This is a genomic window from Acinetobacter sichuanensis (assembly GCF_003024515.2).
Taxonomy (GTDB): domain Bacteria; phylum Pseudomonadota; class Gammaproteobacteria; order Pseudomonadales; family Moraxellaceae; genus Acinetobacter; species Acinetobacter sichuanensis.
In genome coordinates, this window is sequence record NZ_PYIX02000008.1 from 1 (window position 1) to 23875 (window position 23875).

26 protein-coding genes and 1 pseudogene are annotated in these 23875 nt (G+C 38.0%); 14 read left to right on the top strand and 13 right to left on the bottom strand.

The window, feature by feature from the left end; all coding sequences use genetic code 11:
- Positions 1 to 63 (bottom strand): annotated as a pseudogene (locus C9E89_RS24135) (electron transfer flavoprotein-ubiquinone oxidoreductase); the annotation flags it as partial.
- A gap of 214 nt (positions 64 to 277) precedes the next feature.
- Here C9E89_RS24135 and C9E89_RS06915 point away from each other — a divergent pair.
- From C9E89_RS06915 to C9E89_RS06935, 5 genes are all read left to right on the top strand, one after another.
- Complete coding sequence (locus tag C9E89_RS06915; protein ID WP_107007526.1) at positions 278 to 889, top strand: DUF1285 domain-containing protein; 612 nt, start codon at positions 278 to 280, stop codon at positions 887 to 889.
- Between the two features lie 46 nt (positions 890 to 935).
- Complete coding sequence (gene murI / locus C9E89_RS06920) at positions 936 to 1817, top strand: glutamate racemase (protein WP_107007527.1); 882 nt, start codon at positions 936 to 938, stop codon at positions 1815 to 1817.
- Between the two features lie 121 nt (positions 1818 to 1938).
- Positions 1939 to 2955, top strand: coding sequence for a DUF4062 domain-containing protein (locus tag C9E89_RS06925; RefSeq protein WP_107007528.1), 1017 nt, complete (start codon positions 1939 to 1941; stop codon positions 2953 to 2955).
- A gap of 59 nt (positions 2956 to 3014) precedes the next feature.
- On the top strand, positions 3015 to 4040 hold the full coding sequence (gene hemH / locus C9E89_RS06930) for a ferrochelatase (protein ID WP_107007529.1): 1026 nt from the start codon (positions 3015 to 3017) through the stop codon (positions 4038 to 4040).
- Between the two features lie 9 nt (positions 4041 to 4049).
- Positions 4050 to 4694, top strand: a complete 645-nt coding sequence (locus C9E89_RS06935; protein WP_107007530.1) for an MBL fold metallo-hydrolase — start codon at positions 4050 to 4052, stop codon at positions 4692 to 4694.
- Positions 4695 to 5071: 377 nt separating this feature from the next.
- Here the strand turns inward: C9E89_RS06935 and C9E89_RS06940 are convergent, their stop codons facing one another.
- Positions 5072 to 5239 carry a DNA gyrase inhibitor YacG gene (locus C9E89_RS06940; protein WP_107007531.1) on the bottom strand — a complete coding sequence of 56 codons (168 nt, stop codon included), beginning with the start codon at positions 5237 to 5239 and terminating at the stop codon, positions 5072 to 5074.
- A gap of 85 nt (positions 5240 to 5324) precedes the next feature.
- On the opposite strand from C9E89_RS06940, the gene C9E89_RS06945 reads away from it, so the two are divergent.
- The 3 genes from C9E89_RS06945 to C9E89_RS06955 all read left to right on the top strand — a co-directional run bounded on the left by C9E89_RS06945 (position 5325) and on the right by C9E89_RS06955 (position 7674).
- Positions 5325 to 5987, top strand: coding sequence for a class I SAM-dependent methyltransferase (locus C9E89_RS06945; RefSeq protein ID WP_171405091.1), 663 nt, complete (start codon positions 5325 to 5327; stop codon positions 5985 to 5987).
- Positions 5977 to 7191, top strand: coding sequence for a TIGR03862 family flavoprotein (locus tag C9E89_RS06950; protein ID WP_107007533.1), 1215 nt, complete (start codon positions 5977 to 5979; stop codon positions 7189 to 7191). The genes C9E89_RS06945 and C9E89_RS06950 overlap by 11 nt, the downstream gene beginning before the upstream one ends.
- A 72-nt stretch (positions 7192 to 7263) precedes the next feature.
- Entirely contained in the window at positions 7264 to 7674 is a 411-nt protein-coding gene (locus tag C9E89_RS06955) for a GFA family protein (protein ID WP_107007534.1), read from the top strand.
- Positions 7675 to 7808: 134 nt separating this feature from the next.
- Here the strand turns inward: C9E89_RS06955 and C9E89_RS06960 are convergent, their stop codons facing one another.
- Positions 7809 to 8141, bottom strand: coding sequence for a HopJ type III effector protein (locus tag C9E89_RS06960; RefSeq protein ID WP_107007535.1), 333 nt, complete (start codon positions 8139 to 8141; stop codon positions 7809 to 7811).
- 231 nt (positions 8142 to 8372) lie between these two features.
- Here C9E89_RS06960 and C9E89_RS06965 point away from each other — a divergent pair, with 231 nt between their 5' ends.
- On the top strand, positions 8373 to 9197 hold the full coding sequence (locus tag C9E89_RS06965) for a DUF2071 domain-containing protein (protein WP_228198990.1): 825 nt from the start codon (positions 8373 to 8375) through the stop codon (positions 9195 to 9197).
- Positions 9198 to 9340: 143 nt separating this feature from the next.
- Positions 9341 to 9721 carry a fluoride efflux transporter CrcB gene (crcB, locus tag C9E89_RS06970; RefSeq protein WP_107007537.1) on the top strand — a complete coding sequence of 127 codons (381 nt, stop codon included), beginning with the start codon at positions 9341 to 9343 and terminating at the stop codon, positions 9719 to 9721.
- A 120-nt stretch (positions 9722 to 9841) separates the two neighbouring features.
- Here crcB and C9E89_RS06975 read toward each other — a convergent pair whose 3' ends face one another.
- Together C9E89_RS06975 and C9E89_RS06980 are read right to left on the bottom strand one after the other, a co-directional pair.
- Positions 9842 to 10090, bottom strand: a complete 249-nt coding sequence (locus tag C9E89_RS06975; protein ID WP_107007538.1) for a type B 50S ribosomal protein L31 — start codon at positions 10088 to 10090, stop codon at positions 9842 to 9844.
- Between the two features lie 228 nt (positions 10091 to 10318).
- On the bottom strand, positions 10319 to 11611 hold the full coding sequence (locus C9E89_RS06980) for an ABC1 kinase family protein (RefSeq protein WP_107007539.1): 1293 nt from the start codon (positions 11609 to 11611) through the stop codon (positions 10319 to 10321).
- Between the two features lie 197 nt (positions 11612 to 11808).
- Between C9E89_RS06980 and C9E89_RS06985 the strand changes: the two genes are divergently transcribed.
- Positions 11809 to 12018: a DUF1737 domain-containing protein gene (locus C9E89_RS06985; protein WP_107007540.1), complete on the top strand. Its 210-nt coding sequence runs from the start codon at positions 11809 to 11811 to the stop codon at positions 12016 to 12018.
- Positions 12019 to 12061: 43 nt separating this feature from the next.
- On the opposite strand, the gene C9E89_RS06990 is transcribed toward C9E89_RS06985, so the two are convergent.
- The 3 genes from C9E89_RS06990 to C9E89_RS23255 form a co-directional block, all read right to left on the bottom strand.
- Complete coding sequence (locus tag C9E89_RS06990) at positions 12062 to 13363, bottom strand: MATE family efflux transporter (RefSeq protein ID WP_116746688.1); 1302 nt, start codon at positions 13361 to 13363, stop codon at positions 12062 to 12064.
- Between the two features lie 100 nt (positions 13364 to 13463).
- Positions 13464 to 13925 (bottom strand): DMT family transporter, encoded by a 462-nt coding sequence (locus C9E89_RS06995; protein WP_171405088.1) that lies wholly within the window; start codon positions 13923 to 13925, stop codon positions 13464 to 13466.
- 221 nt (positions 13926 to 14146) lie between these two features.
- Positions 14147 to 14296, bottom strand: coding sequence for a hypothetical protein (locus C9E89_RS23255; RefSeq protein WP_171405089.1), 150 nt, complete (start codon positions 14294 to 14296; stop codon positions 14147 to 14149).
- Positions 14297 to 14429: 133 nt separating this feature from the next.
- On the opposite strand from C9E89_RS23255, the gene hemW reads away from it, so the two are divergent.
- A complete protein-coding gene (gene hemW, locus C9E89_RS07000; protein WP_107007543.1) occupies positions 14430 to 15581 on the top strand; it encodes a radical SAM family heme chaperone HemW in 1152 nt (383 codons plus the stop codon).
- A gap of 83 nt (positions 15582 to 15664) precedes the next feature.
- Complete coding sequence (locus tag C9E89_RS07005; protein WP_107007635.1) at positions 15665 to 16147, top strand: hypothetical protein; 483 nt, start codon at positions 15665 to 15667, stop codon at positions 16145 to 16147.
- A gap of 87 nt (positions 16148 to 16234) precedes the next feature.
- Here C9E89_RS07005 and C9E89_RS07010 read toward each other — a convergent pair whose 3' ends face one another.
- Positions 16235 to 18058, bottom strand: a complete 1824-nt coding sequence (locus C9E89_RS07010) for an acyl-CoA dehydrogenase C-terminal domain-containing protein (RefSeq protein ID WP_107007544.1) — start codon at positions 18056 to 18058, stop codon at positions 16235 to 16237.
- 236 nt (positions 18059 to 18294) lie between these two features.
- Here C9E89_RS07010 and C9E89_RS07015 point away from each other — a divergent pair, with 236 nt between their 5' ends.
- A complete protein-coding gene (locus tag C9E89_RS07015) occupies positions 18295 to 20634 on the top strand; it encodes a hypothetical protein (RefSeq protein ID WP_107007545.1) in 2340 nt (779 codons plus the stop codon).
- A 79-nt stretch (positions 20635 to 20713) separates the two neighbouring features.
- Here C9E89_RS07015 and aroE read toward each other — a convergent pair whose 3' ends face one another.
- The 4 genes from aroE to ribA form a co-directional block, all read right to left on the bottom strand.
- The gene (aroE, locus tag C9E89_RS07020; RefSeq protein WP_107007546.1) at positions 20714 to 21502 is read right to left on the bottom strand and encodes a shikimate dehydrogenase; all 789 of its coding nucleotides are present in this window, start codon (positions 21500 to 21502) and stop codon (positions 20714 to 20716) included.
- Positions 21503 to 21600: 98 nt separating this feature from the next.
- Positions 21601 to 21807 carry a hypothetical protein gene (locus C9E89_RS07025; RefSeq protein ID WP_107007547.1) on the bottom strand — a complete coding sequence of 69 codons (207 nt, stop codon included), beginning with the start codon at positions 21805 to 21807 and terminating at the stop codon, positions 21601 to 21603.
- A 245-nt stretch (positions 21808 to 22052) separates the two neighbouring features.
- Positions 22053 to 23000: an oxygen-dependent coproporphyrinogen oxidase gene (gene hemF, locus C9E89_RS07030; protein ID WP_107007548.1), complete on the bottom strand. Its 948-nt coding sequence runs from the start codon at positions 22998 to 23000 to the stop codon at positions 22053 to 22055.
- Between the two features lie 140 nt (positions 23001 to 23140).
- Positions 23141 to 23743: a GTP cyclohydrolase II gene (gene ribA / locus C9E89_RS07035; protein WP_107007636.1), complete on the bottom strand. Its 603-nt coding sequence runs from the start codon at positions 23741 to 23743 to the stop codon at positions 23141 to 23143.
- Positions 23744 to 23875 lie beyond the last annotated feature (132 nt).

Consider the following 23875-nt stretch of genomic DNA (forward strand, 5'->3'; position numbering starts at 1 on the left):
GGCAGGACCTGCGCCTACGATCACTACGTCAAACTCCATCGATTCACGTTCGATGTGTTCCATGTAGGACTCCTCATATTTCTAAGGGTGGCAACCGTATACATTTATTGAATATGATGAAAATGACAATAAAGCGGTGCTGCCATGAGTGTTCTAAAAATCTCGTGATACGAATTAACGCTCGTATCGATAATATATTTTGCGCTAGTATAGTTTCAAACCTTGATCTAGCCAATTGGCTGAGTCGTATTATTTTTTAGTCAGCAAGGCATAAACCATGGTAAATCAAAATAATTCAACTGTAGAAGCACAAAATCAACCGAATGTTGATAATAAAAACTTAATGAGTATTGCACAATACTTAAAAGATGCACAGGCGGGTCACAAAAGGTCAATACCTCCTTTAGAGCAATGGCAGCCAAAGCATTGTGGCAAAATGGATTTAACCGTAAAAGCCAATGGAGAATGGTGGCACGAAGGTCAATTGATTCGTCGCCAAGCACTCTTAGACTTGTTCACTAAGGTGTTATGGAAAGAAGCAGGTAAATTCTACCTAAAAACACCTGTTGAACAAATCGAAATCGAGGTTGAAGATGAACCTTTATTGGTCAATCAAGTTGAAAAAGTAGAATTAGAAGGCAAGTTGTTTTTAACATTAACAACCACCAATCAAGATGTAGTGATTGTGGATGAAGAACATCCTATTTTTATGCGTGAATATCAGGGTGAATTACGTCCTTATGTGCATGTGCGTTTTGGGATCAATGCACTCATTCAACGCGCTGCATTTTTTCACTTAATCGAATCTGGTGAACTGTTTGAAAATGCGCAAGGTGACACGATTTTATCGTTACAAAGTGGTGATTTTCACTTGCAATTAGGCACTTGAGGTTTAAGCTAGTCTATAATTTTTGACTCATATCGTAGTGGATCAGATGAGCGCCATTCTTCCTTTATATCCTTTAGAAAATCCAATGCCAAAAGCGCAGGCAGATGCGCCTATTGGTATTTTTGACTCAGGAATAGGTGGACTCTCTGTTGCGCAGGAAATCGCAAATTATTTACCACATGAGCATATTCTTTATTATGCAGATACCGCACATGTACCTTATGGTCCACGTACTGATCAAGAGATCCGAGAGTTAACAGCGAATGCTGTTGAGTGGCTATACCGTCAAGGTTGTAAAATTGCTGTTGTTGCATGTAATACAGCTTCGGCTTTTAGTTTGGATTATTTACGTGAACATTATGGTGAAAGTTTTCCAATTGTAGGTTTAGTTCCAGCATTAAAACCTGCTGTCTTACAAAGTAAAAGTAAGGTGGTTTCTGTGCTTGCGACCCCAGCAACTTTTCGTGGAAAATTGATTAAAGATGTGATCCAACGTTTTGCTGAACCCGCACAAGTTGAGGTCTTAACAGTGACTAATCTTGAGCTTGTTCCTTTTGTTGAATCAGGACAATGTAATAGTGTGGAATGTAAAGCCAGTTTAAAAAATGTTTTAGATCCGATTGTGGCTCAAGGTGCGGATTATTTGGTTTTAGGGTGTACGCATTATCCTTACTTAAAACAAAGTATTGCCGATATTTATGGGGATCAATTAACGATGATTGATTCGGGTCTGGCTGTGGCACGACAAACAGCACGTATTTTGATTAAGCATGAATTATTGTTGTTGCAACCGTTAGAATACAAAGTACGCTTAGAATGTTATGTAAGTGGCAAGAATGCAGAAGCTTTAAGCTTTGTTTTAAAACATTTAATACACGAAAAAATTTCATGGTCAATCCATGACGTTGTTGATAAACTGCACGAGTGAGTCCAACATATGAAATTAAGTGTATTTTAATTTTATTTATTTATAAGTTGTAGGGCATATAACTTCAGGATCTGTTTGGGGCAGGTCGTAATTTAAGCTATATGAAAGGATGGGTTAACCTATGCTCGACAAGCGTTATCAGGTGTTTATTACAACGTCTGGCAAAGAAATGCAACCAGAACGAATGATTGTATCTCAGACTCTGATTGGAATGGGTTTCTTTTCATGGGGACTAGAGCAACGTACACCTTTAAGTACCGCTTTTGCGCGTCGACAAATTGATGATTGCGATTATGTATTGTTACTTTTAGGTAGTCAGTATGGGGAGCAGTCTGTCTCTGGCGTCAGTTATATGCATTTAGAGTATATTTATGCAGTGACCAAGCAAAAACCAATCATTGTCTTTTTACATGATGCGCCCGAATCTCGTAGTGATGATTTACAAGAGTCTAGACAAGAACTAAAAGAAAAATTTTATGAATTTCGTAACCAGTTGCAAAAAGAAGTTGAGCAAGTTGTTACTTATAGAACTTTAAGAGATTTAGAACTGAGTGTGCGTTCATATATGCCACAAATGTTAGAACGTTATCCTGTTGTGGGATGGGTGCGTCCGCAAAATATTCAAGTTTTACAAGATGAAATTGATCGTTTAAAAACTCAATTATTGCAAGTTAAAAACCCACAAGAACGTAAAGAAGCTGATCCATTTTTAACTTTACCAAAAGTATCAGCACATGATGTATTTAACTTTGATTATCGTGTTCATGCGTATCAAGACGGTAATTTTAAGGAAATGAATCCTATACGAGAAACGACATGGATTGAAATTTTAAAAGTTTTATCTGTTGAGTTTCGTGAGGCAACCCCTGAGGATAGTTTTTCTAAAGTCTTAAATGAATATCTCAATAAATCAGGTTTAGCTGACGTTCAAGTGTCTATGCCTAGAGCACATGCAGTTGCTCGTGCACAAATTAATATTCGTGCATTGCATACAATTAAACAACAAATGCGACAAAATGATTGGATCGCTCCAATAGGACGTGATGATCGTCAAAGAATGCTGTGGCAGATGACCAATAAGGGTTTGCGTTTACTTGAAGGTTCTCAAATGTTAGGTTCACGTCCATTGATTATTTAACAGGACATTTGGACAGATTTTAGGTAAGGTATATTGAAGTCAATAGATTTGAAAATAGCATGAAATCTGTATCGAAACCCAGAGTTCTAGTCATCGTTGCAAATTTAGGAACCCCAGATGCTCCTTCTGAAGCAGCAGTTCGTCGTTTTTTAAAACAGTTTTTGTCGGATGGGCGAGTCATTGAAATTCCAAAATTAGTTTGGAAAATTATTCTGCATGCTTTTGTTTTACCATTTCGCCCAAAACGTGTTGCACATGCGTATGCACAAGTCTGGTCAAATGACTCGCCGATGCGAGAAATTTTGTTTCAGCAAATTGAAATTTTAAAACAACAGTTGCTTCCACAAAACCCTGATTTGGAACTGCATGTTGTACCTGCAATGACCTATGGTAATCCAAACATTGCCAAAGTTTTGCAGGATGCTGAACAAAATTATTTTGACCAAATTATTTTATTTCCATTATTTCCTCAGTATTCAGCAACCTCTACAGCTCCTTTATATGATGCTGTAGCCAAGTGGGTGCTCACACAACGAAATTTACCTGCTTTAAGTATTATTCGTGATTATTATCAGCATCCTTTATATATTCAGGCTTTAGCTGAAAGTGTACGTAAATTTCAGTCAGTGCATGGCACAGCTGATAAATTGTTAATGTCATTTCACGGTATTCCTCAACCTTATGCAGATAAGGGTGATCCTTATGCTGATCGTTGTAGAATCACAGCACAAAAACTTGCACAAGCTTTAAATCTAAAAGATGAACAATGGCAAATTAGTTTCCAGTCTCGTTTTGGTAAACAAGAATGGGTGAAGCCTTATACTGATCAAACTTTATTAGATTGGGCGCAACAAGGCGTAAAATCTGTACACGTTTTAAGTCCTGCATTTTCAGCCGATTGCTTAGAAACTTTAGAAGAATTAGCCTTGCAAAATGCTGAGCTTTTTATACAAGCAGGCGGTCAGCATTATCAATATATTCCTGCTTTAAACACAGATCCATTGCATATGGAACTTTTAACACAGTTGTTACAGGCAAACTTAGATCCATTAACCACGACTTTAAGTGCTGTTGAATCAGCTTGAGAGAAAACTATGTTGCAAGTCAAAATTGTACCCGTTACAGCTTTTGCTCAAAATTGCTCGATTGTTTGGGATAGTGAAAGTTTAGAGGCTGTTTTGATTGATGCAGGGGGTGAGCCTGAAAAACTGAAACAAGAAGTTGAAGCTTTGGGCTTAACTGTTAAGGCATTATGGCTAACGCATGGTCACTTAGACCATGCAGGTGCTGTAGGTGCTTTAGTCAAAATATGGGATGTACCTGTGATTGGTCCGCATAAAGAAGATGCTTTTTGGTTGGATATGATCCAAGAGGTTTCTGCGCGTTATGGTTTTCCTATTCCTGAGCCTGTAGTGGTCAATCAATGGTTAACAGGGGGTGAAACTTTAACTTTAGGTGCTGAAACATTTGAAGTACGTTTTGCCCCAGGTCATACACCAGGTCATGTGATGTTTTATAATGCAAAATATGGCGTACTTTGGACAGGTGATGTGTTGTTCAAAGGCTCCATTGGGCGTACTGACTTTCCAAAAGGTAATCATCAACAGTTATTAGACTCGATTCAACGAGAATGCTTTAGTTTACCTAATGAGACACAGTTCATTTCAGGACATGGTCCAATGAGTACAATTGGTTTTGAAAAACAGCATAATCCTTTTGTTGCGAGTAAAGCAGGTTAAAAAACTGTATTCATATAGTGAAAATTAGGTGATTTAAAACTAAAAAACCTCTATTTGAATATGGAGGTTTTTTATGGAATTTTAATCTAAAGAACTAGAAAATCTTTTTTTAAGTTCGAAGCCAATCAAAAGTGTAGCAATGACAAAAAGAAAAGCGATGGCAAAAAATAGACCATCAAGTGTGTATAAACTTAAAATAATAAATAATAAGCTTAAAATAACTAAGATTATAAAAATTGTTTTTAAGACAAAATGCATGATTTTTTTCTCAATTAGAAAAAGGGACGATGCTTTTAATAAAATAATAAAAATAAAGTAGATTATTTATAATACAAACAGTCTAATTCAGGTGAATTGAATTGTAATTAAATTTTACATTAAGGCTCTTCTGCTTGTGGAGCATCTTCAGTAGGCAGCTTATATTCATCACTTGCCCATGCGCCTAAATCAATCAATTTACAACGTTCAGAGCAAAATGGACGAAACTCGTTGCCTTCCCATTGAGACGCTTCACCGCAACGTGGGCATGGAAATGTTTTAGACATGGTGAACTCCTGTTTTTGATGTTGAATCGGCACAGCAAAAAAAGCCAAGACTTGTTAAACTTGTCGCGATTTCCACTAGTTTGATCTGATTATGCCGATTCGTCAATTTCAAGCGCAGCGTATGCATGCACCCCGTGATTTTCAACCGATTGAAAATAAGCCTGTTTGTGTTGAAATTGGGGCGGGTAAAGGTAAACATGCTTTGCTTTTTTCAGGGCAGCATCCTGATCTGCAATTGATTGCGGTTGAACGAACCCGTGAAAAATTTGTGGCAATGCAAAAACAGCATCAACTGGAAGGTCAAGCCAATCTGACCCCAATACATGCAGATGCCTTACCGTGGGTAGTGCATGCTTTGTATCCGCAGCAAGTACAGCAATTCTTTATTTTATATCCAAATCCTGAGCCACATAATCCCGCTCAGCGTTGGTTAAATATGCCGTTTTTTGAGTTTCTGATTTCACGCTTGCAGCCCAATGCTACAGTGACATTAGCCAGTAATATTCCTGAATATATTGCAGAAGCTGAACAACAATTGAAAAATGTTTGGAAATTGCCTTATGAAAAACAGGTGATTGCTCAGGATTCAGCACGGACGCATTTTGAAATTAAATATCTGGAACGTGGTGAATTGTGTCAGCAACTGATCATCCAAAAACCTGAAACCTATACAACGCGCTTTGATGATTTTCAGCCTTTAAATGGGCAAAATACTCAGACTGTAGATGAGTCAAACGATGCCCGTTAAAAAGATTGCCATCGTTGGTGCAGGTCCTGCGGGTTTGATGGCGGCTGAAGTTTTAAGTCAGCATTCATCAGATCATTTTGAAATCCATGTTTTTGAACAAAAACCTTCGGCTGCACGTAAATTTTTAATGGCAGGCAAAACAGGTTTGAATATTTCCCATGCCGAACCTTTTGAGCAATTTATACAGCGTTATGATCAGGTGGAATGGCTTAAGTCTTGGGTCAAAACATGGGATGCGACATGGATTCAAAATTGGATGCAAGGTTTGGGTATTGCATCCTATGTGGGAAGTTCAGGGCGGATTTTCCCGATTGAAATGAAAGCAGCGCCTTTACTGCGTGCATGGTTAAAGCGTTTGGCTGAACAAGGTGTGAAATTTCACTATCGTCATCAAGTTTTGGATTTAAAAAATCAAAGTTTAAGTGTTCAGGATCTGAAATCGGATCAAATCATTCAACACAATTTTGATGCGATTATTTTGGCATGTGGTGCAGTGTCATGGGCTCAACTTGGCAGTGATGGTGCATGGCAAAAATGGCTGGATGCAAATGCCATTGAGCCTTTTCAGCCAAGTAATGCAGGTGTAGAGCGTGCATGGTCGTCCTATATGCAGGATGTTTTTGGGCAACCGCTGAAGCGTGTGGATGCATGGGTGGCAAGCTCAGCCAAAACGCAGGGTGATATTGTCATCACACATTATGGTTTGGAAAGTGGTCTGATTTATAAACAAAGTCGGGCTTTACGTGCCTTACAAAAACAAGGTCAGGCATTGACTTTGCATCTGGATTTATTGCCTGATTTAAGCCTTGTACAATTGACACAAAAACTACAGCCTTCCAAAAAGCAGTCGATGAGTAATCTTTGGCGTAAAGCAGGACTGGATACAGCGAAAGCCAATTTAGTCCGTGAAATTGTCGATAAAATTTTGTGGAATCAGCCTGAACAACTGGCTGCCAAAATCAAGCATTTAAGCATTTCACTGACAGGTTTTCGCCCCATTGATGAAGCGATCAGTTGTGCAGGGGGTGTCAGAAAAACGGTATTGAATGAGCATTTACAGCTCAGTTCAAATCCTTATGTTTTTTGTTGTGGGGAAATGCTGGATTGGGATGCACCGACAGGTGGCTATTTATTGACGGCTTGCTTTGCGACAGGACGGGCTGCGGCTGAGGGCGTCATTCACAGTTTGATGCATACAAATTGAAAAGATTAAGTTTCTGTTAAAACAGGCAATCTATGCTAATTTTGACTGATTCATTCATAAGAGATCAAAGGCATGTCTGCTGAAAAATTATATACAGGAAGTTGTTTGTGTGGCGGGATTCATTATGAAATTCATAGTGAAATTGGTGAGGTGATCGAATGTCATTGCAAGCGTTGCCGTAAAGCCAATGGGACAGCCTTCGCCACCAATGCCCCGATTCAAAAAGCAGACTTTAAAATTGTCAAAGGTGAGGCTCTACTGAAAAAATTTGCCTCCACGCCAACTACAGACCGCTGTTTCTGTGCTGAATGTGGCTCACCGATTATCAGTATTAAAGCCGAAACTCCTGATACTTATCGTTTGAGACTTGGAACTTTGGATACGCCACTTGAGCATAAGCCGAGTATGCATATTTTTACGGCATATAAGGCGGAATGGGACACGATTTGTGATGGTTTGCCACAGTATGATGAAAGACCTTAAGTATAGTGCATTGATTGAATACAAAGGACTCAGCAGAGATAATGCGTCTGTTAAGTTAATCCTCCCCAACCCTCCTTTAAAAAGGAGGGAGCTTTCCATGACTAAAAATTACTTTATTTGCTGAGTCTTTTTCATTATTTTGCGACTAAAGCTGTACCTTCAAACTTGATGCCATCCCAGCCATTTTGCATAAACTGACGAATGTTTTGATGGTCGCTGGCTTCAGGGCTTGCCAAAACAGAAGCATAATGTTCAGCAAATAAACTCAAGGTTTGTGCCTGATCCAGATCATTTAACTTGGCAAAGGAAAACACTTTGGCGCTGCCTTGGTTTTCATTTGCAGCATTGTGTTGTTGTCCGTTTTGAAACGCAGTAGGAGTGTGGTTATAGCATGCTTCAATAAACGCAAGTACATCTGCAAATTTTACTTCGCCTGTTTGCAATTGAGTCAAAAGTTGTTGAGTCATGATGTTTCTGTCCTAAAACTTTAAAATTGCGTGTGACAATATCATATTCCATCTTAATTTCACTTGATAATAAAATGCTCAAAAGTCAGTTTTTTGTTAATATAAAAATGACCTCAGCGTTAAAACCATAATTATTTATATTCTATGAATCGTCATCTTTTTAAATATCAACAAAATCAAATATTTTTTCGCCTTTTTGGACGTTTTCTTCAGTCAACATGGATTTTAAATTTGCGTCGTTGGCTGATGCGTTATTCACCATTTTTAAGGCTTGAAAGCCAAGCGACTAATACGGTGTATATGTCTTGGTTAGTTGATATTGATTTGGTTAGACAACGTTTTCCAGAACCGATCCGTTTATGGGAACATCAAGGAAAAACGATCTTCAGTATTTTATTTTATCATCACCATCACTTTGGTTTACATTGTTTAGGACCTGCTCGAAAGATATTTCCCTCGCCAAGACAAAGTAATTGGCGATTCTATTTGGCAAATGATCTTTTGCCTAAAACGGTGATTTTTGAGCAGATTGTGGTGGATAAAATGTTGCATGTGATGGGAGGTCGCATGTTGAGTGATGCAATGCCTGCACAATATGATCCCCATTTTCAACATGATGTGAAACGCGAAAATGATCAACTCGATATCCATGCTCAAATACACATGGATGATCGTTATTGCTTAGAAGTCAAACTTAAAAATACGCAAGATCGGCAATTAAAAGGGGAGTGGGCAGAAATTTTTAGCACATGGGAGGATGCTTTAGAATTTTTTGTACCACAAGAGCATGTTTGGGTGGAGTGTGTAGATCAACCCGAAAAGCTTTCACAGGGAAATATTAAAATTGTCAGTGATTTTCAAAAGATTCGCCCTTTGATGATTGATCAGATCGATTGCCCATTATTAACAGAATTTGGCATTGACGCCTCAAGTTCACCGCTATGCTTTTTTATTCCCAATTTAGACTTTCATGTATTGGGTGAGAATCCTGTTGAATCTTTACCCAATGGAGTCGAGGTCAATGCATCCGTAGAAATGAAAAAGACAGAAAAATAATAAGCTGGGCATGGCACCTTAAAATGAAATGTTTTTCTTGTTTGACTTAGATGGTTTTAAATCAACAACCTGATTAGATTCTTGAATAATCGCATGTTAATCTGTGGATAAGTACCTAGTTATACACATGAGGAGTTCTGAAAATGAATTGGCTGTTAGTTGCGTGCGGTGGGGCAATTGGTGCGAGTTTACGTTACGGCGCAGGATTCATTATTTCAAAACCTCATAGCTTATTTCCATGGACAACATGGTCTGTGAACCTTTTTGGATGCTTTCTTGCGGGTGTTTTTTTTGCTTTTACTCAAAAATATCCAGTGTTGCAAAGTGAAGCTCGTTTGTTGTTGATGGTGGGAATTTTAGGTGGATTTACCACATTTTCGAGTTTTGGATTGGAAACATTTCAACTCATTCGACAAGGGCAATTTCCAATTGCATTGGCATATACCGTGTCGAGTGTGGTGGTTGGAGTGGTATGTTTGGCGATTGGTTTTTATCTGTTTCAGATGTTGTTATCTACAAAATAATCATTTTGTACTTATTTCCATACAAAAAAGAAGTCTAAGCAGGAGGATTAGTTGCTTAGACTTCAAATATAAACTCAATATAAAATGCAATACTTAAATGAAAATTAAGGAAAAATATTCTTAACGTTTAAAGCGAGCAAAACGTTTATTGAAGTTGGCAATACGACCTTCATTATTCACCTGACGGATTTCACCTGTATAAAAAGGATGTGAGGCGCTCGAGATATCCAGTGTGACATATGGATATTCTTTACCCTCATAAACTTTTGTATTTTTGGTGTTGATGGTACTGCCAATTAAAAAATAAGCATCAGCATTGGTGTCGTGGAATAAAACTTGGCGGTATTCAGGATGGATGTTAGGACGCATATTATTCTCCAATGAATTTTTTGACTAAAGAAATGTTATAACATAACAATTAAAATGTAAAGCGCATTCTAAGTGTGTTAAAGACCATGTCGAAAAGATACGTAAAAAATAAGGCAAAAAAAAAGAAGCCTAAGCAGGAGGATAGTTTGCTTAGACTTCAAAATATGGTTTTACTTTAATAGAGGTTGCTTAAAAAATAATTAACCAAACATGAATAAAATCTTAATTTTACTGAGGAACCAATTCTTCAAAGACATCGCTTAAATCATCATGGACTTTAAGTTGGATCAGGTTCCAGTAGTGACCTGAAATGGTACGATTCACCATCAGCGTATCTGGTGATGGTTTAAATACATCCCAGTATTTTAATGATTTTTTTACCAGTTTCATGCCATCATGATGTGCTGAATTTTCAGCAAAATCATAATGTGTGGTGAGTGGACGTAATAAAACTTCTAACCATTCTTTATATAAATCGTCAGGGAATTTTCCTTGTTCTGCTAAAGCATCTAAAGCAATTAAATGTTGTTCTATCGTTTTAATATCTGCTGTTTTTCCAGCACGAACCAACGCTTTAAAGTGACCGATAATATCTGTAGAAAGTGTTTTTACACCCCCAAAGTCATAAATAATTACACTGCCATCTTCACGAAAAGCAAAATTCCCTGGATGTGGGTCGCAGTGAAAACGTTTCAAAAAGAAAATTTGTTGTCCTAAAGCTCGAATTAAACGTTCACCGATTTCATTACGAACAGCTAAGTCCCAACCGCTTGCTGTTTCAATGCTTTCGCCTTTTTCCATACTCAGGGTTAAAATGCGTCGGCTTGAATATTCAGGGTAAACATTGGGGATGATGATTTTATTGTCAAGCGCCTGATGAAAGGTTTTGAAAACCTGTAAATTTTGCGCTTCGATTTCGTAATTTAGTTCTTCGTGCAAACTGTCCTGAATTTCTTTAAATAAACGATCTTGTAGCTTTTTATCGACTTTTAAAACACCCATTAAACGTAGGGCTAAACGAACTTGTTTCAAGTCACTTTCACAGGCTTCATCTACACCTGGATATTGCACTTTAACTACAACTTCTGTGCCGTTGGGAAGTGTGGCTTTATGCACTTGCCCAATAGATGCTGCTGCAAAAGGTTGTTCATCAAAATGTTGAAAGACTTGCTCTAAAGGTTTGCCTAATTCTTTTTCGATTTGTTTTTTGATGTCTGCAAAAGGCATAGCAGGGGCTTGGCGTTGCAGTTTTGCAATGGCTTTAGCTACTTCAGGTGGGAAAATATCTTTGTACTGAGAGGCGATTTGTCCGACTTTCATTACAGCGCCTTTCATTTCACCCAACGTGTCTGCGATCTGAATGCCAATGTCCTGAAAGAGTTTGCTGCGTGCTTCATTCTTTTTTTCTTCATCAGCATTAAAGTTGCGAATAGAGTTGGACACGGTTTTGGTCGCAATGCTTGCGGTCATCCCTGCAAGTTTCATAAAACGACGACCTGGTGTACTTGAATTTTTAGACATTCAGACAAATCCTTAAACTTTGATGAAGTTTTTTCTCATTTTGATCATAGGCGACTATTCTTAAACTGCCTACTTTAAATTGTTAAGATATTGTTTCTACTTTGCTATTTTTCTAAAAGCAGTATGGCTTATATTTTTCATTGTGTACGCCTTGTTTGGCGTTACAATGATTTTAGTTGAAAATGTGCTGAGTGACTATGAAAGTTTATCGTTATTTAACAGGTCAGGATGATGTGAATTTTTGTGCCAGAGTCACCAAGGCTTTAAATGAAGGTTATGAACTATATAGTTCACCGACCATGACTTTTAATGGTGAGAATGTGATTGTTGGGCAAGTCATTGTGAAAGAAGTGGCGGATGAAAGTGAAGTTCCGCAAGGGTTGAAGGATGCGATGGCAAAATTATAATTGCTACCACATCCGACAAAACAGAGTGGATCATATTACAGGTTTAATGGGGCTGCTGACTGAGTCTTTTATTATTCATAAACAAACGCATCAGCAATAACACACAAGCAATACTTAAACCGACAATCAAGCCCGTCCATACACCTGCTGCACCCAATTCGGTATAACGTGCTAGATAAATTCCGACAGGGAAAGCAATCACCCAATAGGCAAGCATGGTCACCCACATTGGACCTTTGGTGTCTTGCATGCCACGCAAACATCCTGCGGCACTGACTTGCCATGCATCCATCAGTTGATATGCAATTGCGAATAAAATTAAATACACTGCAATTTGAGCAACTTCATAATCAGAGGTGTAGACCGCCACAATTTCATTGCGCAGCAACCACATGAGTAACATGGTAATGAATGCAAATACTGTAGCAGTCAACATTCCAACTTTTTGCACCTTACGCATGGCAACCCAGTTCTTTTCACCATAATAGGTTCCGATCCGAATCGTTAAGGCAAGTGCCAATGACATTGGAATCATAAACAATTGTGATGTCACCGAAATTGCAATTTGATGCGCTGCAATAGTGACCTCACCCAAGGTACTCAGCACAATAGCCCCTGTACTGAAAATACTCACTTCAAAAAAGATCGCAAGTCCAATCGGGAAACCCAACTTTAAAATCCGTTTGATCAAAACAGGATTAATTTTTTCAAAATGTGTGAGGGGTTGAGTCTTTTGATAGCGTTTGGCTTTAAACACATAAATGGCTAAAACAATAAACATCAGCCATTGTAAAATGGCGGTAGCAAAACCGCAGCCTGCACTGCCTAAGTGTGGAATGGGACCAATGCCATACATAAAGATGAAATTCAGCGGAATCAATACCACCAAAGCCACCAGACTGAGCAACGTAACAGGACGTGGATAACCTAAAGCTTCTGAATAATTACGCAGCGCTGCATACATAGTCACAGCAGGCATACCGAAAGCAATTGCATGTAAAAACAGACTTGCTTTAGGCAATAAAGAGTCAGGCACACCAAACAGCGGCAGTAGTAAGGGCATGGCTTGTAAAATCAGCATGGCAATAATACCAAGCACCAAAGCCACCCACAGGGATTGGCGGACGATACTCGGAATTTTTTCAGGTGTACGTGCACCATTGGCTTCCGCCACCAAAGGTGTGGTTGCAATCATGATGCCACTGAACAACAACATGATCGGAATCCACAAGCCCACACCGACAGCAATCGCGGCGAGGTCTTCGGCAGACATATGTCCTGCCATAATGGTGTCAATCAGTCCGAAACCTGCGTAGGCAAACTGAGTGACCAAAATCGGGAGCATCAAGTGAAACAATTGCTTTAATTCAAAGCGGGTAGTTGTGGCTTTTATGGATTCAGACACAGAAATTACTCGTTTTAAATGTGCTTAGAATAAAAAATGGTTAGCGTTGTAGAGTGAGAAGCACACCAATAAAAATCACCACGCCACCTAAAAGACGTTGCCAATTGAGTTGTGTTTTTTCGACACCGAGTAAACCAAATTGATCAAACACCATCGACATCAAAATTTGCCCAAAAATAATTAGACCAGACAATGTTAAAAAGCTGAGTTTGGGCGCGGTATAAATGCTGATACTGATGGCATACACGCCTAGACACCCACCTAGCCATAAATACCACGGAATTTGCCCCAAATTTTGCAATGTGGGTTTGGGTACAGACTGAAAAAACACAAAAATAGCGAGCACTATTGTACCAACTAAAAATGACAAAAGGGCAGCTTGTATGGGAGAGTGTAAATATTCTCGTAATTGTGAATTCAGTGCAGTTTGAAAGGTCATGGCAATGCCAACGCCCATCGCAAGAGGCAATAACAAAAGCATTTGGCTCGAGAGCTTCATCATATTTTTATTGTCTGTGTTCCCTGTCTGAATTTTAGTCTAATGGAAAGTTAAGCAATGTGCGAATGATAGATTCAGTCTAATAGTAAAAAATCAGTGGAAGCAGTGGTGTTCTAAAAAAGTATGCTAACTTGATCATCAAAGAAATGAGTAGAATATTATTCTGCACTGCCTCATTGATATTACAAAGTTCGAATTTTTTTGCGTAGGCGATGCCTTACTTTTTAGGGATAAAAAGTAACAAAAATCCCTTGTTGGACAAAGGGGATATCCATATCACCCTTGCCCAACGGCGACATCCATGTCGCCTGCGATAGCACCGCATCGTTAAGTTCCAATTTTGGAGTGTGGTGTAAAATATGATCGATTTCCATGTTTCCGTGCTCTTTTCATTATTTTCTGAAATTATAACGATCTTGGCTGAAAAATCATTTTCATTTGTCTGATTTGAATCACTCTGACTCATGCTAAAATTCACCATTCTCCAAATTTTTCTGAGCTTCTTCCTTGGCTGATTTAAATCCTCAAAATATTCCACTTTCTCTCTATATTCATATGCCGTGGTGCGTGCGTAAATGTCCTTATTGTGACTTTAACTCGCATGCTGTGCCTGATGGAAAATTGTCTTTAGATTTGGAACAGGAATATTTACAGGCATTGGTTGAGGACTTTAAAACACAAATTGATTTTGCGCAGGGACGTGAAATTCATAGTGTATTTATTGGTGGTGGTACGCCCTCACTCATCTCAGCGCAGGGTTATCAATGGTTATTTGCCCAATTAAAAGCCCTGATTCCATTTCAACAAGGCTGTGAAATCACGTTGGAAGCCAATCCTGGTACGGTGGAGCATGATCCATTTGCAGATTATCTGAATGTCGGCATTAACCGTTTATCGATAGGGGTGCAAAGCTTTAATACCGAACATTTAAAAAAATTGGGACGTATTCACTCCAATGATGATGCAATTTTGGCGATTCAACATGCCAAACAAGCAGGCTTTGAACGGGTCAATGTCGATCTAATGCATGGCTTGCCTGAACAGACTTTAGAGCAAGCGTTAAATGATCTAAAACTTGCGGTGGAAAGTGGTGCAACGCATATTTCGTGGTATCAATTGACCATTGAACCCAATACCGTATTTTTCCGTACACAGCCGATTTTACCCGTCGATGATGTACTTGAGGATATTCAGGAACAGGGTGAAGCGTACTTAAAAGCCAATGGATTTATCAACTATGAAGTGTCTGCTTGGCGTAAAGAACAACCTTCTGCACATAACTTAAATTATTGGCAGTTTGGCGATTATTTGGCGATCGGGGCAGGGGCGCATGGCAAAGTGACTCAAGCGGATGGCGTGTATCGTTTTCAGAAAACCCGTTTACCGAAAGATTATTTGGCAAAAGTGCCTGCGGAAAATTTGCAATTTAAACGCATTGAAAATGAAGATATGCCTTTTGAATTTATGATGAATGCACTGCGTTTGATGGATGGCGTAGAAGCGGATTTATACACAGAACGTACAGGTTTGGATTTAAAAGATTTACAGATTTTAGATTCTTTAAAACAACGTCAGTTGATGGTGAATGATGCTGATATTTTGAATTGTACCGACAAAGGACATTTATTTTTAAATTCAGTTTTAGAAGCGTTTTTGTAAAATTCTTCCTGTTATTTTTAGCATTTTGCTATGATGATCAGGAAAATAATCAATCAGCGTTGTTTCTAAAAATGCAAAAAATAATCAAAAAAATCCTCATCGTACTGTCATTCTTTGTGTTGGGAATGACAGTGGCTTATTCCAAAACTAATGTTCCTCAGTTTAAGGATTATCCTGTTAAACCCTATACAGGCAAAACAGCACAATTGGATATGACGGATGAAAGTGCCCGAATGTTTCGCACTCGTTTACGTGATGCATTAAAAGAAAAGCCGAATTTTGCAGGTGAATATGTCATTACTATGTGGGGTTGTGGTGCGAGTTGCCGTAGTTATGCCTTTATCAATAAACGCACAGGAAAGTTGTTAGAAGGTGGTTTTGGTGGTGAGGGAAGTCAGGAAGATGTGATCGACTCACGGGCAAACAGCCGCTTATTGGTCACTCAAGAAGAACATAATAATGAAAACTGGGAAGTCGAGAGTATCACCACTCGATTTTATCTCTTTGAACATAATAAATTTAAACTATTGAAAACATTGAAAGGACCTGCACTGAAAGATAACTAAGGAATAGACTGAAGGTAGAAAACCATTCTGTCAATCATATAAAAAAGACCGCCGAAGCGGTCTTTTAAATTTTCAAATGACTGAAACTTAGTAATCAAAGCTGAAATGATCTGCTTCAAGCGCCATCATGGTCTTAGATGGATTCACCATAGACTCTGCATGACCTTGTGCACGTGGTAACAATTGTTCAAAGTAAAAATCAGCCACTTTGATTTTTGCTTTATAGAACTCAGGAGTTTCTGAACCTGTACCAGACGCTAATTTTTCAGAAGCAACAGCAGCTTGTTGTGCCCAATAATACGCCATCATTGAATAACCAGAGAACATCAGGAAGTCTACAGAAGCAGAAGATACGATGTCACGGTCTTTACGTGCAGCAAGCATGATACGAACAGTCAACGCATTCCACTGTGCACAGATCTTGGTTAGATCCCATGCAAAACGACGCATGTATTTATTACGTGCATGTTGACCGCAGAATTTCAGGATTTCACCTGTGTATTCACGAACCACTTTACCTTTAGAAGAAAGCAGTACTTTACGACCGATCAAGTCAAGTGCCTGAATACCTGTTGTACCTTCATATAAAGTTGAGATACGCGCATCACGTGCGATCTGTTCCATACCATGTTCTTTGATATAGCCATGACCACCAAACACTTGCATACCTAAGTTTGCAGACTCCAGACCCATTTCAGTCAGGAAGCCTTTCAAAATTGGGGTATAGAAACCAAGTTTGTCATCATATTCTTCAAACTTCGCTTGGTCGCCTTGAAGCAGGGCATCGGTCATTTTATCTGCAAGCTGAGCTGCATGATAAATCATTGAACGACCACCTTCAGCAAATGCTTTTTGAGTCAATAACATACGGCGTACATCAGCATGGTGAATGATCGCATCTGCAACACGTTCAGGATCTTTTTTACCTGAAAGCGCACGCATAGACATACGATCTTTGGCATAAGGTAAAGCACCTTGGAAAGACAACTCAGCATGTGCAAGACCTTGAACTGCAGTACCGATACGTGCTGTGTTCATGAAGGTAAACATTGCATGTAAACCTTTGTTGATTTCGCCAATCAGGTAACCTGTTGCTTCATCAAAGTTTAATACCGCAGTTGCAGAACCACGGATCCCCATTTTGTGTTCAATTGAACCACACGTTACAGGGTTGCGCTCACCTACACCACCATCCGCAGTTGGAATGAATTTAGGTACGATGAAAAGAGAAATACCTTTAGTACCCGCAGGCGCATCTGGAAGACGTGCAAGTACGATGTGAACAATATTTTCAGTTAAATCATGCTCACCTGCAGAGATAAAGATTTTTGTCCCTGTGATTGCATAAGTGCCGTCTGCTTTAGGTTCAGCTTTAGTTTTAACCTGACCTAAGTCTGTACCACATTGTGGTTCAGTCAAACACATCGTACCTGACCAAGTACCCGCTGTAAGGTGAGGCATGTAAGTTGCTTTTTGTTCATCTGTACCAAATTGCAAGATTGTATTCATACAACCCATGCTCAAACCTGGGTACATGGTGAATGACCAGTTTGCAGTTCCCATCATTTCAGATTTGATCAAGTTCAAAGACATTGGTAAGCCTTGACCGCCAAATTCTTCTGGGTAAGACAGACCTTGCCAGCCACCTTGAACAAACTGATCGTATGCTTCTTTAAAGCCTTTCGGTGTAGTTACTTCGCCATCTTTAAAATGACAGCCTTCTTCATCACCAGACTGGTTCAGAGGAGAAAGAATATTTTCACAAAAATCTGCTGCACCTTCCAAAATCATATCAATGGTGTCTGCATCGGCATTTTCGCCAATCGACAATGTTTGGTAATGCGCTGGATAGTCTAAAACTTCATTCATTAAGAAATGAATGTCACGGAGAGGAGCTTTATATGCTGGCATGTGCTTAATCCTAATTTAGAAATAGTTTTGGATTTTCAATCGATACTTTCATTATTCATAAACAAAATAAAAATACATTGATAACAGCAACTAAAAGAAATGTCAGAAAAGCTAATTTATCGGGTGAACTATAAGCAAATTTTATTATTTTTTGCTACAATTTTAACCGTTTGTAAAATGATTATTTTAATCGTTTTTTTTGGTAATTATAATTATTCAAGGTGTTAGACAATTCTATGCGATTAAAATATTTAAGCTTAAGTCTTTTTAGTTTGAGCCTGACAGCATGTTCATCACATGTCATTAAAACCAATTCTCTACATTCTAATTTAGATACAACGCAGCGCGCGACTCAAGCGCTCAATGCGATTTATGAAACGCCAAATTTTGATTATTCAGGAAAGATCAAAATAGATCTAAACCAAAATAAGCAGGGTATTTTGAATCAAAATGAAAAACAACAACCACGTTTAGATCCTGAAATTGAAAAAAAACTAAATCAATATTTGGTTACACAAAAGATTAAGTTGAGTGAAACAGAGAAACAAGCATTGTATCAACAAATGGCACAGCCAAATGTCATTGCTTTAAGTGAAGTCATGGGCAAAGGCGCAGCTTTTGTTGAAACGATGCTGAATGACTTAAATATCCATTATGATGGGACGGTGAATTATCGTCAAAAAATGGCTTCTTTTAACCTGATAACGCAGTATAAAAAACCAAATTTGTCAGTTGAAATGCGTATTCCCACGATTATTGACTTTAATAATTATAAATTTTATACCCATATTTTTTCATTGATGCCTTATTTAGCAAGCCCTGAAGATCAAGATAAATATGTTTATTTTGATTTTTCAAAATACAAAGATCAAATCTCTAGTGTTGACCAAAAGGCTTTACTTGAGTATTTAAAACAATCGAGTGTAAGTACATACCTTGTGGCAGATCAAAATGATCTGCGTCAGCTTAATGTAAATGGCACAGAGCGGCAGCAGGGTATTGTTGAGAAAATTCGTTTGCAAGGGAATGTTGAGGAATTATTTTTAAAAGCAAATTTATACAGCGCAATAAACCGTGAATATTTGATGCAATCTGTATTTAAAATGGATGCAGCATCAGAACAATCTGCGATAAAAAATTTAGCTGCTCAAGTGGTTTCAGACGAGTTAGAAGATACAGCTTTAAATGAAGATGATGATCATAATGAATATGATGAAGCCACTGCTGCAATGTATAAACTTTATAAAGCAGTCAATAAAACCTTTTTAAATCATGATGATGAGGCTGAAGCGCTTGCGATAACAGAATCAGCAAGCGCAGTAGCAGATGCAACGGATGCTACAATTCAACTTGCAGACCATGTAGATGATGAGGATGACTCAGTACACGAAGCAAGCTCAGCAGAGAAAGTATTGCTGACTTCAGCGCAATGTGAAAGCTTAGCGCAACGGAAAGCCAATATTCGTATGGGAGATGTCGTTTATTGCCAGTCTTATTATGATATGAATGTACTAGATACTGCTGCGACGTCCTCTTTAACAGAGTTACAGAACTCTGCACGTATACAAGCATTAACTGAAAAATTTAAAACATTCGGTCGTAAAGATCACTTGGTGGATGCTCAGCAATTTAAACAATTATGGTTGGCTCATCAAGATGAGATCGAAGCAGCTTTACCGATAAAAAATAAAAGAAATCCATTTGTTATAGATTTTTATATTGACCAGTATGGGCGTATGGTCAAAATGGACTATGATTTAAAATATCACATGGCTGATTTGCAACGTCAGTTTAATGTCAAATTTGATATGCAGATCCAAAACTATGGCAAGGCAACGCAGATAGACCGTCAAACTTTAAAACAAGCGAAACCATTTGCTGAGATTTTTAAAGATGGTTTTATCAATCGAATTTTTGGTGGTTTATCAGAGCAAACACCAGATTCAGCAAAACAAGGCATTGATTTTTCCCAACAATTAACTCAGTTGGCAAAGACGGCATATCAGCAAACGAAGTCCTATGAAAAAACCTATCAGATTGTTTTTATAGCGAAATTAACCCATGATTATCCTGAAATTGTAAAACAATATACAACCCAAGATTTACAAGAAATTGCTGCTGTGTACGCTTATGCATATACGGATGAAGATATTTATAACCCTAAAGGTCAAGCTTTAAAATATATTCAACTCCTGAAGAAAAAACATCATTTGGAAGAAGATGATCAATTTGATCATGATTTGGGCAATGATGTTGATGATTTAGTAGAAGGTGTATGGACGACAAGGCAGGGAAGTCTTGAAACTGAAAATTTGTTAAAAAAACATAAAACGGTTGAAGCTGCATTTGCCTATGAATATATGCAAAAATTTGAGGCAGAAAATACGATTGATGATACGCAGCGTCAGGAGTTTAAAAAGACAGCTCATATTTTAGCAAAAGCATATACTGCTTTTAGGTCTCAAAAATTTAATCAAGCGATCGTGGCAAATTTGACTGAAAACTCAGTCGAGTTTATTGATTATGCGTTATTTAAAAATACTTATGAGAAATTTAGTCAGGCAAATTTAAAGTAACGGGTTAAACGGGTTTGAGCATAAAAAAGAACTTGTGATCAAGTTCTTTTTTATTTTTATGGAATTTGGTCGATAAAAATTAAAGATAATCTTTGATATTAGGTTTTACACCATTCCAGATTCGAAATGCTTCTAGTGCCTGTCCAACAAGCATTCCAAAACCTTCTGTATGTTCAACACCACGAGCTTCGGCTTGATCTAAAAAACTTGAGGGTTTGCCATATGCCATTTCATAAGCATAATTAAACTTTAAGTTTTCAGGTAAAACTAAGGCATCGCCTGACAAACTTGCTGATGTTGCATTGATAATAATATCAAATTGCCCTTTTAAATCATCAAGTTGACACGCTGATAGTTCAGCTTCAGGTACAGCATCTTTTAAATCTGCAATTAATTGTTCAGCACGAGCCAATGTGCGATTTGCAATAACAATTTTTTTGACACCTGCTTGTACTAAGGGATAAATGACACCACGTGTTGCTCCGCCTGCACCTAAAATTAAAATAGTACAATCATCTAAAGGCCAATCTAAGGCTTGAATGGCTTCAACTAAGCCTTGACCATCGGTATTGTCACCATGTAATTGACCATTTTCCATCCATAATGTGTTGACGGCTTTGGCAATTTTAGCGCGTTCAGAAAGATGTTCACATAAGGCAAAAGCTTGCTCTTTAAATGGAACAGTAACATTCATCCCCGCGCCATTTTCGGCAAAAAAGCAACGAACACTATTTTCAAAACCATCTAAAGGCGCAAAGCGTTTTGCATATTCCAACTCAATGCCTGTTTTTTCTGCAAAAGCATGATGTAGCTCAGGTGAGCGAGAATGTTCAATGGGATTACCAATAACGGCAAACTGTTTGCGCATGTTGCAAAATCCTTAGACTGAAATTGAGCCTTAATATACGTCAAAAAGACGATGCTCTAAAGTCTAAAGTCTTGCTTATGTGAGGAATGAGAGGGAAATTAAGGATTACAAATATCAACAAGAGTATTAATAAAAATATAGGTCATGTTTAAACATAAGCCAATGATGGCAATGAACATTAAACTAAAGCCAAAATGATCATTAAAAGGCTTTTCTGAAAAAATCACTGTACTAATCGCACTGAGTAAGGCAATGAAAAGACTGAAAAAAACGATTCCATTTAGGCTGATATTTTTTGCGTACATATCAATATCCTGAGTATTGGAACTACAAAATAAGTCGATAAATTTGACCTTTTGTATTCCATTCAATTCGAAAAGTAGCGTTATGTGTAGTGTACGTGATTTATCTTTTAAAAGAACCAGAAAGCTGTGTGGAAAGTGTCACAAACTATGAATTCAAAACGATGAGATACTGACTTTTTAAGATGGTTGAAATGAAAATAAAAAACCCAAGTACATAGACTCAGGTTTTTTATAACAATAAAAAATTAATCTGCTTTTAGTTCAGCCAACCAATCTTTTGGTTTTAAATAATAATCTGTCAGGCATTTTTCAGGCGAATTTTCATCCCATTCGGGGCGATACGACCATGCAGCAAGCGGAGGCATACTCACTAAAATAGATTCAATACGCCCACCAGTTTGTAAACCAAACAATGTGCCACGGTCATAAACTAAATTATATTCTACATAGCGCCCACGGCGGTAAAGCTGAAAGTCACGTTGTGCTTTGGTAAAAGGTTGATTCTGATGTTTTTGAAAAATAGGTAAGATCGCTTCTAAATAACCATTGCCAACAGCTTGTATATATTCAAAGCATTTCTCAAAACCCCATTGATTTAAATCATCAAAAAATAAACCTCCAATACCACGTTGTTCATCACGATGTTTTAAATAAAAATAATCATCACACCATTTTTTATGTTCAGCATATACAGTTTCACCAAAAGGCGCGCACAGATCAAAGGCTTTCTGATGCCAAGCTAGCACATCTTCATCATTTGGATAAAATGGTGTGAGGTCAAAACCACCACCAAACCACCAAATGGGTTCTTGCCCTTCTTTTTCTGCTACAAATAGACGAACATTGGCATGCGATGTAGGTACATTTGGATTTTTAGGATGAATGACCAATGAGACACCCATTGCTTGTGCCTTAGCACCTGCAATTTGTGGATGACGCTCTGTTGCAGATGCAGGAAGTTTAGAGATGTTAATGTGTGAGAACATCACACCACCTTTTTCAATTACTGTACCATTTTGTAAAACACGTGAACGACCACCACCACCTTCAGGACGTTCCCAATCATCAATTTCAAATGTTGCTGTACCGCCACTTTCGAGTTCTCTTTGCTCTAAGCCTGCGCAGATACGTGCTTGTAAGTCGAGGAGAAATTCGCGAACACGTTGAATATCTGCTGAAGTCGGATTCTGCATGATGAACCTCATTGGAAAAATTAAAATGAGAAAATTGATGTACTGTTTATATCAAAACACAAAACCATAAAAAAAATAAGGGATTTTTGAAAAAATTCAATCATCCCTTATCGTCTTGGTTTTTATTTATAGAAAATAAATTAAAAATCATCTTTTTCGTACATATGTGACATACGATCATGTTTGGTTTTTAAATAATCTGCATTGAACTCATTTAAACCGACTGTCAAAGGTACACGATCAATTACATCAATACCTAAATCAGTCAAAGCTTTTAATTTCAATGGGTTATTGGTGATTAGCTTGACTTGTTGAACCTGTAATTGATCAAGCATAATGCTACACATGTCATAAGTGCGTGCATCGGCAGGTAAATTTAATAATAAGTTAGCATCTACAGTGTCATGTCCCTGATCTTGCAACGCATAAGCACGGATTTTATTGGTTAAACCAATACCACGACCTTCCTGACGTAAATATAAAATCACGCCTTGACCTGCATCATTCATCATTTTCATGGTGTTATGTAATTGGGGACCACAATCACACTTCAAAGAACCGAAAGCATCCCCTGTTAAACATTCAGAGTGGATACGAACTAAAACGGGCTCAGTAGGCGCATTTTCCAAACCTTTAGAAAGAGCAACATGCTCTTCACCCGTCTGAGGATCCTGAAATACAGAAATTTTAAAATCACCATAAGCTGTTGGTAATTTTGAAGTTGCAACAAACGCTATTGGCACAGAATCTTCCATTTTTGTTTAGAAATTAGCTAAAGTATAGCGTAATGCTTGGACATTAGTAGAATTGTCAAACATGTTTTTATAGATAACTTTGCGATAAACTTTTCTTTTTTGTATAAAGCAGACAATAAT

What these genes read in the sequence shown, in the direction of transcription:
- C9E89_RS06915 (WP_107007526.1), top strand. Translation starts at nt 278, where the DNA reads ATGGTAAATCAAAATAATTCAACTGTAGAAGCACAAAATCAACCGAAT.
- murI (WP_107007527.1), top strand. Translation starts at nt 936, where the DNA reads ATGAGCGCCATTCTTCCTTTATATCCTTTAGAAAATCCAATGCCAAAA.
- C9E89_RS06925 (WP_107007528.1), top strand. Translation starts at nt 1,939, where the DNA reads ATGCTCGACAAGCGTTATCAGGTGTTTATTACAACGTCTGGCAAAGAA.
- hemH (WP_107007529.1), top strand. Translation starts at nt 3,015, where the DNA reads ATGAAATCTGTATCGAAACCCAGAGTTCTAGTCATCGTTGCAAATTTA.
- C9E89_RS06935 (WP_107007530.1), top strand. Translation starts at nt 4,050, where the DNA reads ATGTTGCAAGTCAAAATTGTACCCGTTACAGCTTTTGCTCAAAATTGC.
- C9E89_RS06940 (WP_107007531.1), bottom strand. Translation starts at nt 5,239, where the DNA reads ATGTCTAAAACATTTCCATGCCCACGTTGCGGTGAAGCGTCTCAATGG.
- C9E89_RS06950 (WP_107007533.1), top strand. Translation starts at nt 5,977, where the DNA reads ATGCCCGTTAAAAAGATTGCCATCGTTGGTGCAGGTCCTGCGGGTTTG.
- C9E89_RS06955 (WP_107007534.1), top strand. Translation starts at nt 7,264, where the DNA reads ATGTCTGCTGAAAAATTATATACAGGAAGTTGTTTGTGTGGCGGGATT.
- C9E89_RS06960 (WP_107007535.1), bottom strand. Translation starts at nt 8,141, where the DNA reads ATGACTCAACAACTTTTGACTCAATTGCAAACAGGCGAAGTAAAATTT.
- crcB (WP_107007537.1), top strand. Translation starts at nt 9,341, where the DNA reads ATGAATTGGCTGTTAGTTGCGTGCGGTGGGGCAATTGGTGCGAGTTTA.
- C9E89_RS06975 (WP_107007538.1), bottom strand. Translation starts at nt 10,090, where the DNA reads ATGCGTCCTAACATCCATCCTGAATACCGCCAAGTTTTATTCCACGAC.
- C9E89_RS06980 (WP_107007539.1), bottom strand. Translation starts at nt 11,611, where the DNA reads ATGTCTAAAAATTCAAGTACACCAGGTCGTCGTTTTATGAAACTTGCA.
- C9E89_RS06985 (WP_107007540.1), top strand. Translation starts at nt 11,809, where the DNA reads ATGAAAGTTTATCGTTATTTAACAGGTCAGGATGATGTGAATTTTTGT.
- C9E89_RS06990 (WP_116746688.1), bottom strand. Translation starts at nt 13,363, where the DNA reads ATGCTCCCGATTTTGGTCACTCAGTTTGCCTACGCAGGTTTCGGACTG.
- C9E89_RS06995 (WP_171405088.1), bottom strand. Translation starts at nt 13,925, where the DNA reads ATGATGAAGCTCTCGAGCCAAATGCTTTTGTTATTGCCTCTTGCGATG.
- C9E89_RS23255 (WP_171405089.1), bottom strand. Translation starts at nt 14,296, where the DNA reads ATGGAAATCGATCATATTTTACACCACACTCCAAAATTGGAACTTAAC.
- C9E89_RS07010 (WP_107007544.1), bottom strand. Translation starts at nt 18,058, where the DNA reads ATGCCAGCATATAAAGCTCCTCTCCGTGACATTCATTTCTTAATGAAT.
- C9E89_RS07015 (WP_107007545.1), top strand. Translation starts at nt 18,295, where the DNA reads ATGCGATTAAAATATTTAAGCTTAAGTCTTTTTAGTTTGAGCCTGACA.
- aroE (WP_107007546.1), bottom strand. Translation starts at nt 21,502, where the DNA reads ATGCGCAAACAGTTTGCCGTTATTGGTAATCCCATTGAACATTCTCGC.
- C9E89_RS07025 (WP_107007547.1), bottom strand. Translation starts at nt 21,807, where the DNA reads ATGTACGCAAAAAATATCAGCCTAAATGGAATCGTTTTTTTCAGTCTT.
- hemF (WP_107007548.1), bottom strand. Translation starts at nt 23,000, where the DNA reads ATGCAGAATCCGACTTCAGCAGATATTCAACGTGTTCGCGAATTTCTC.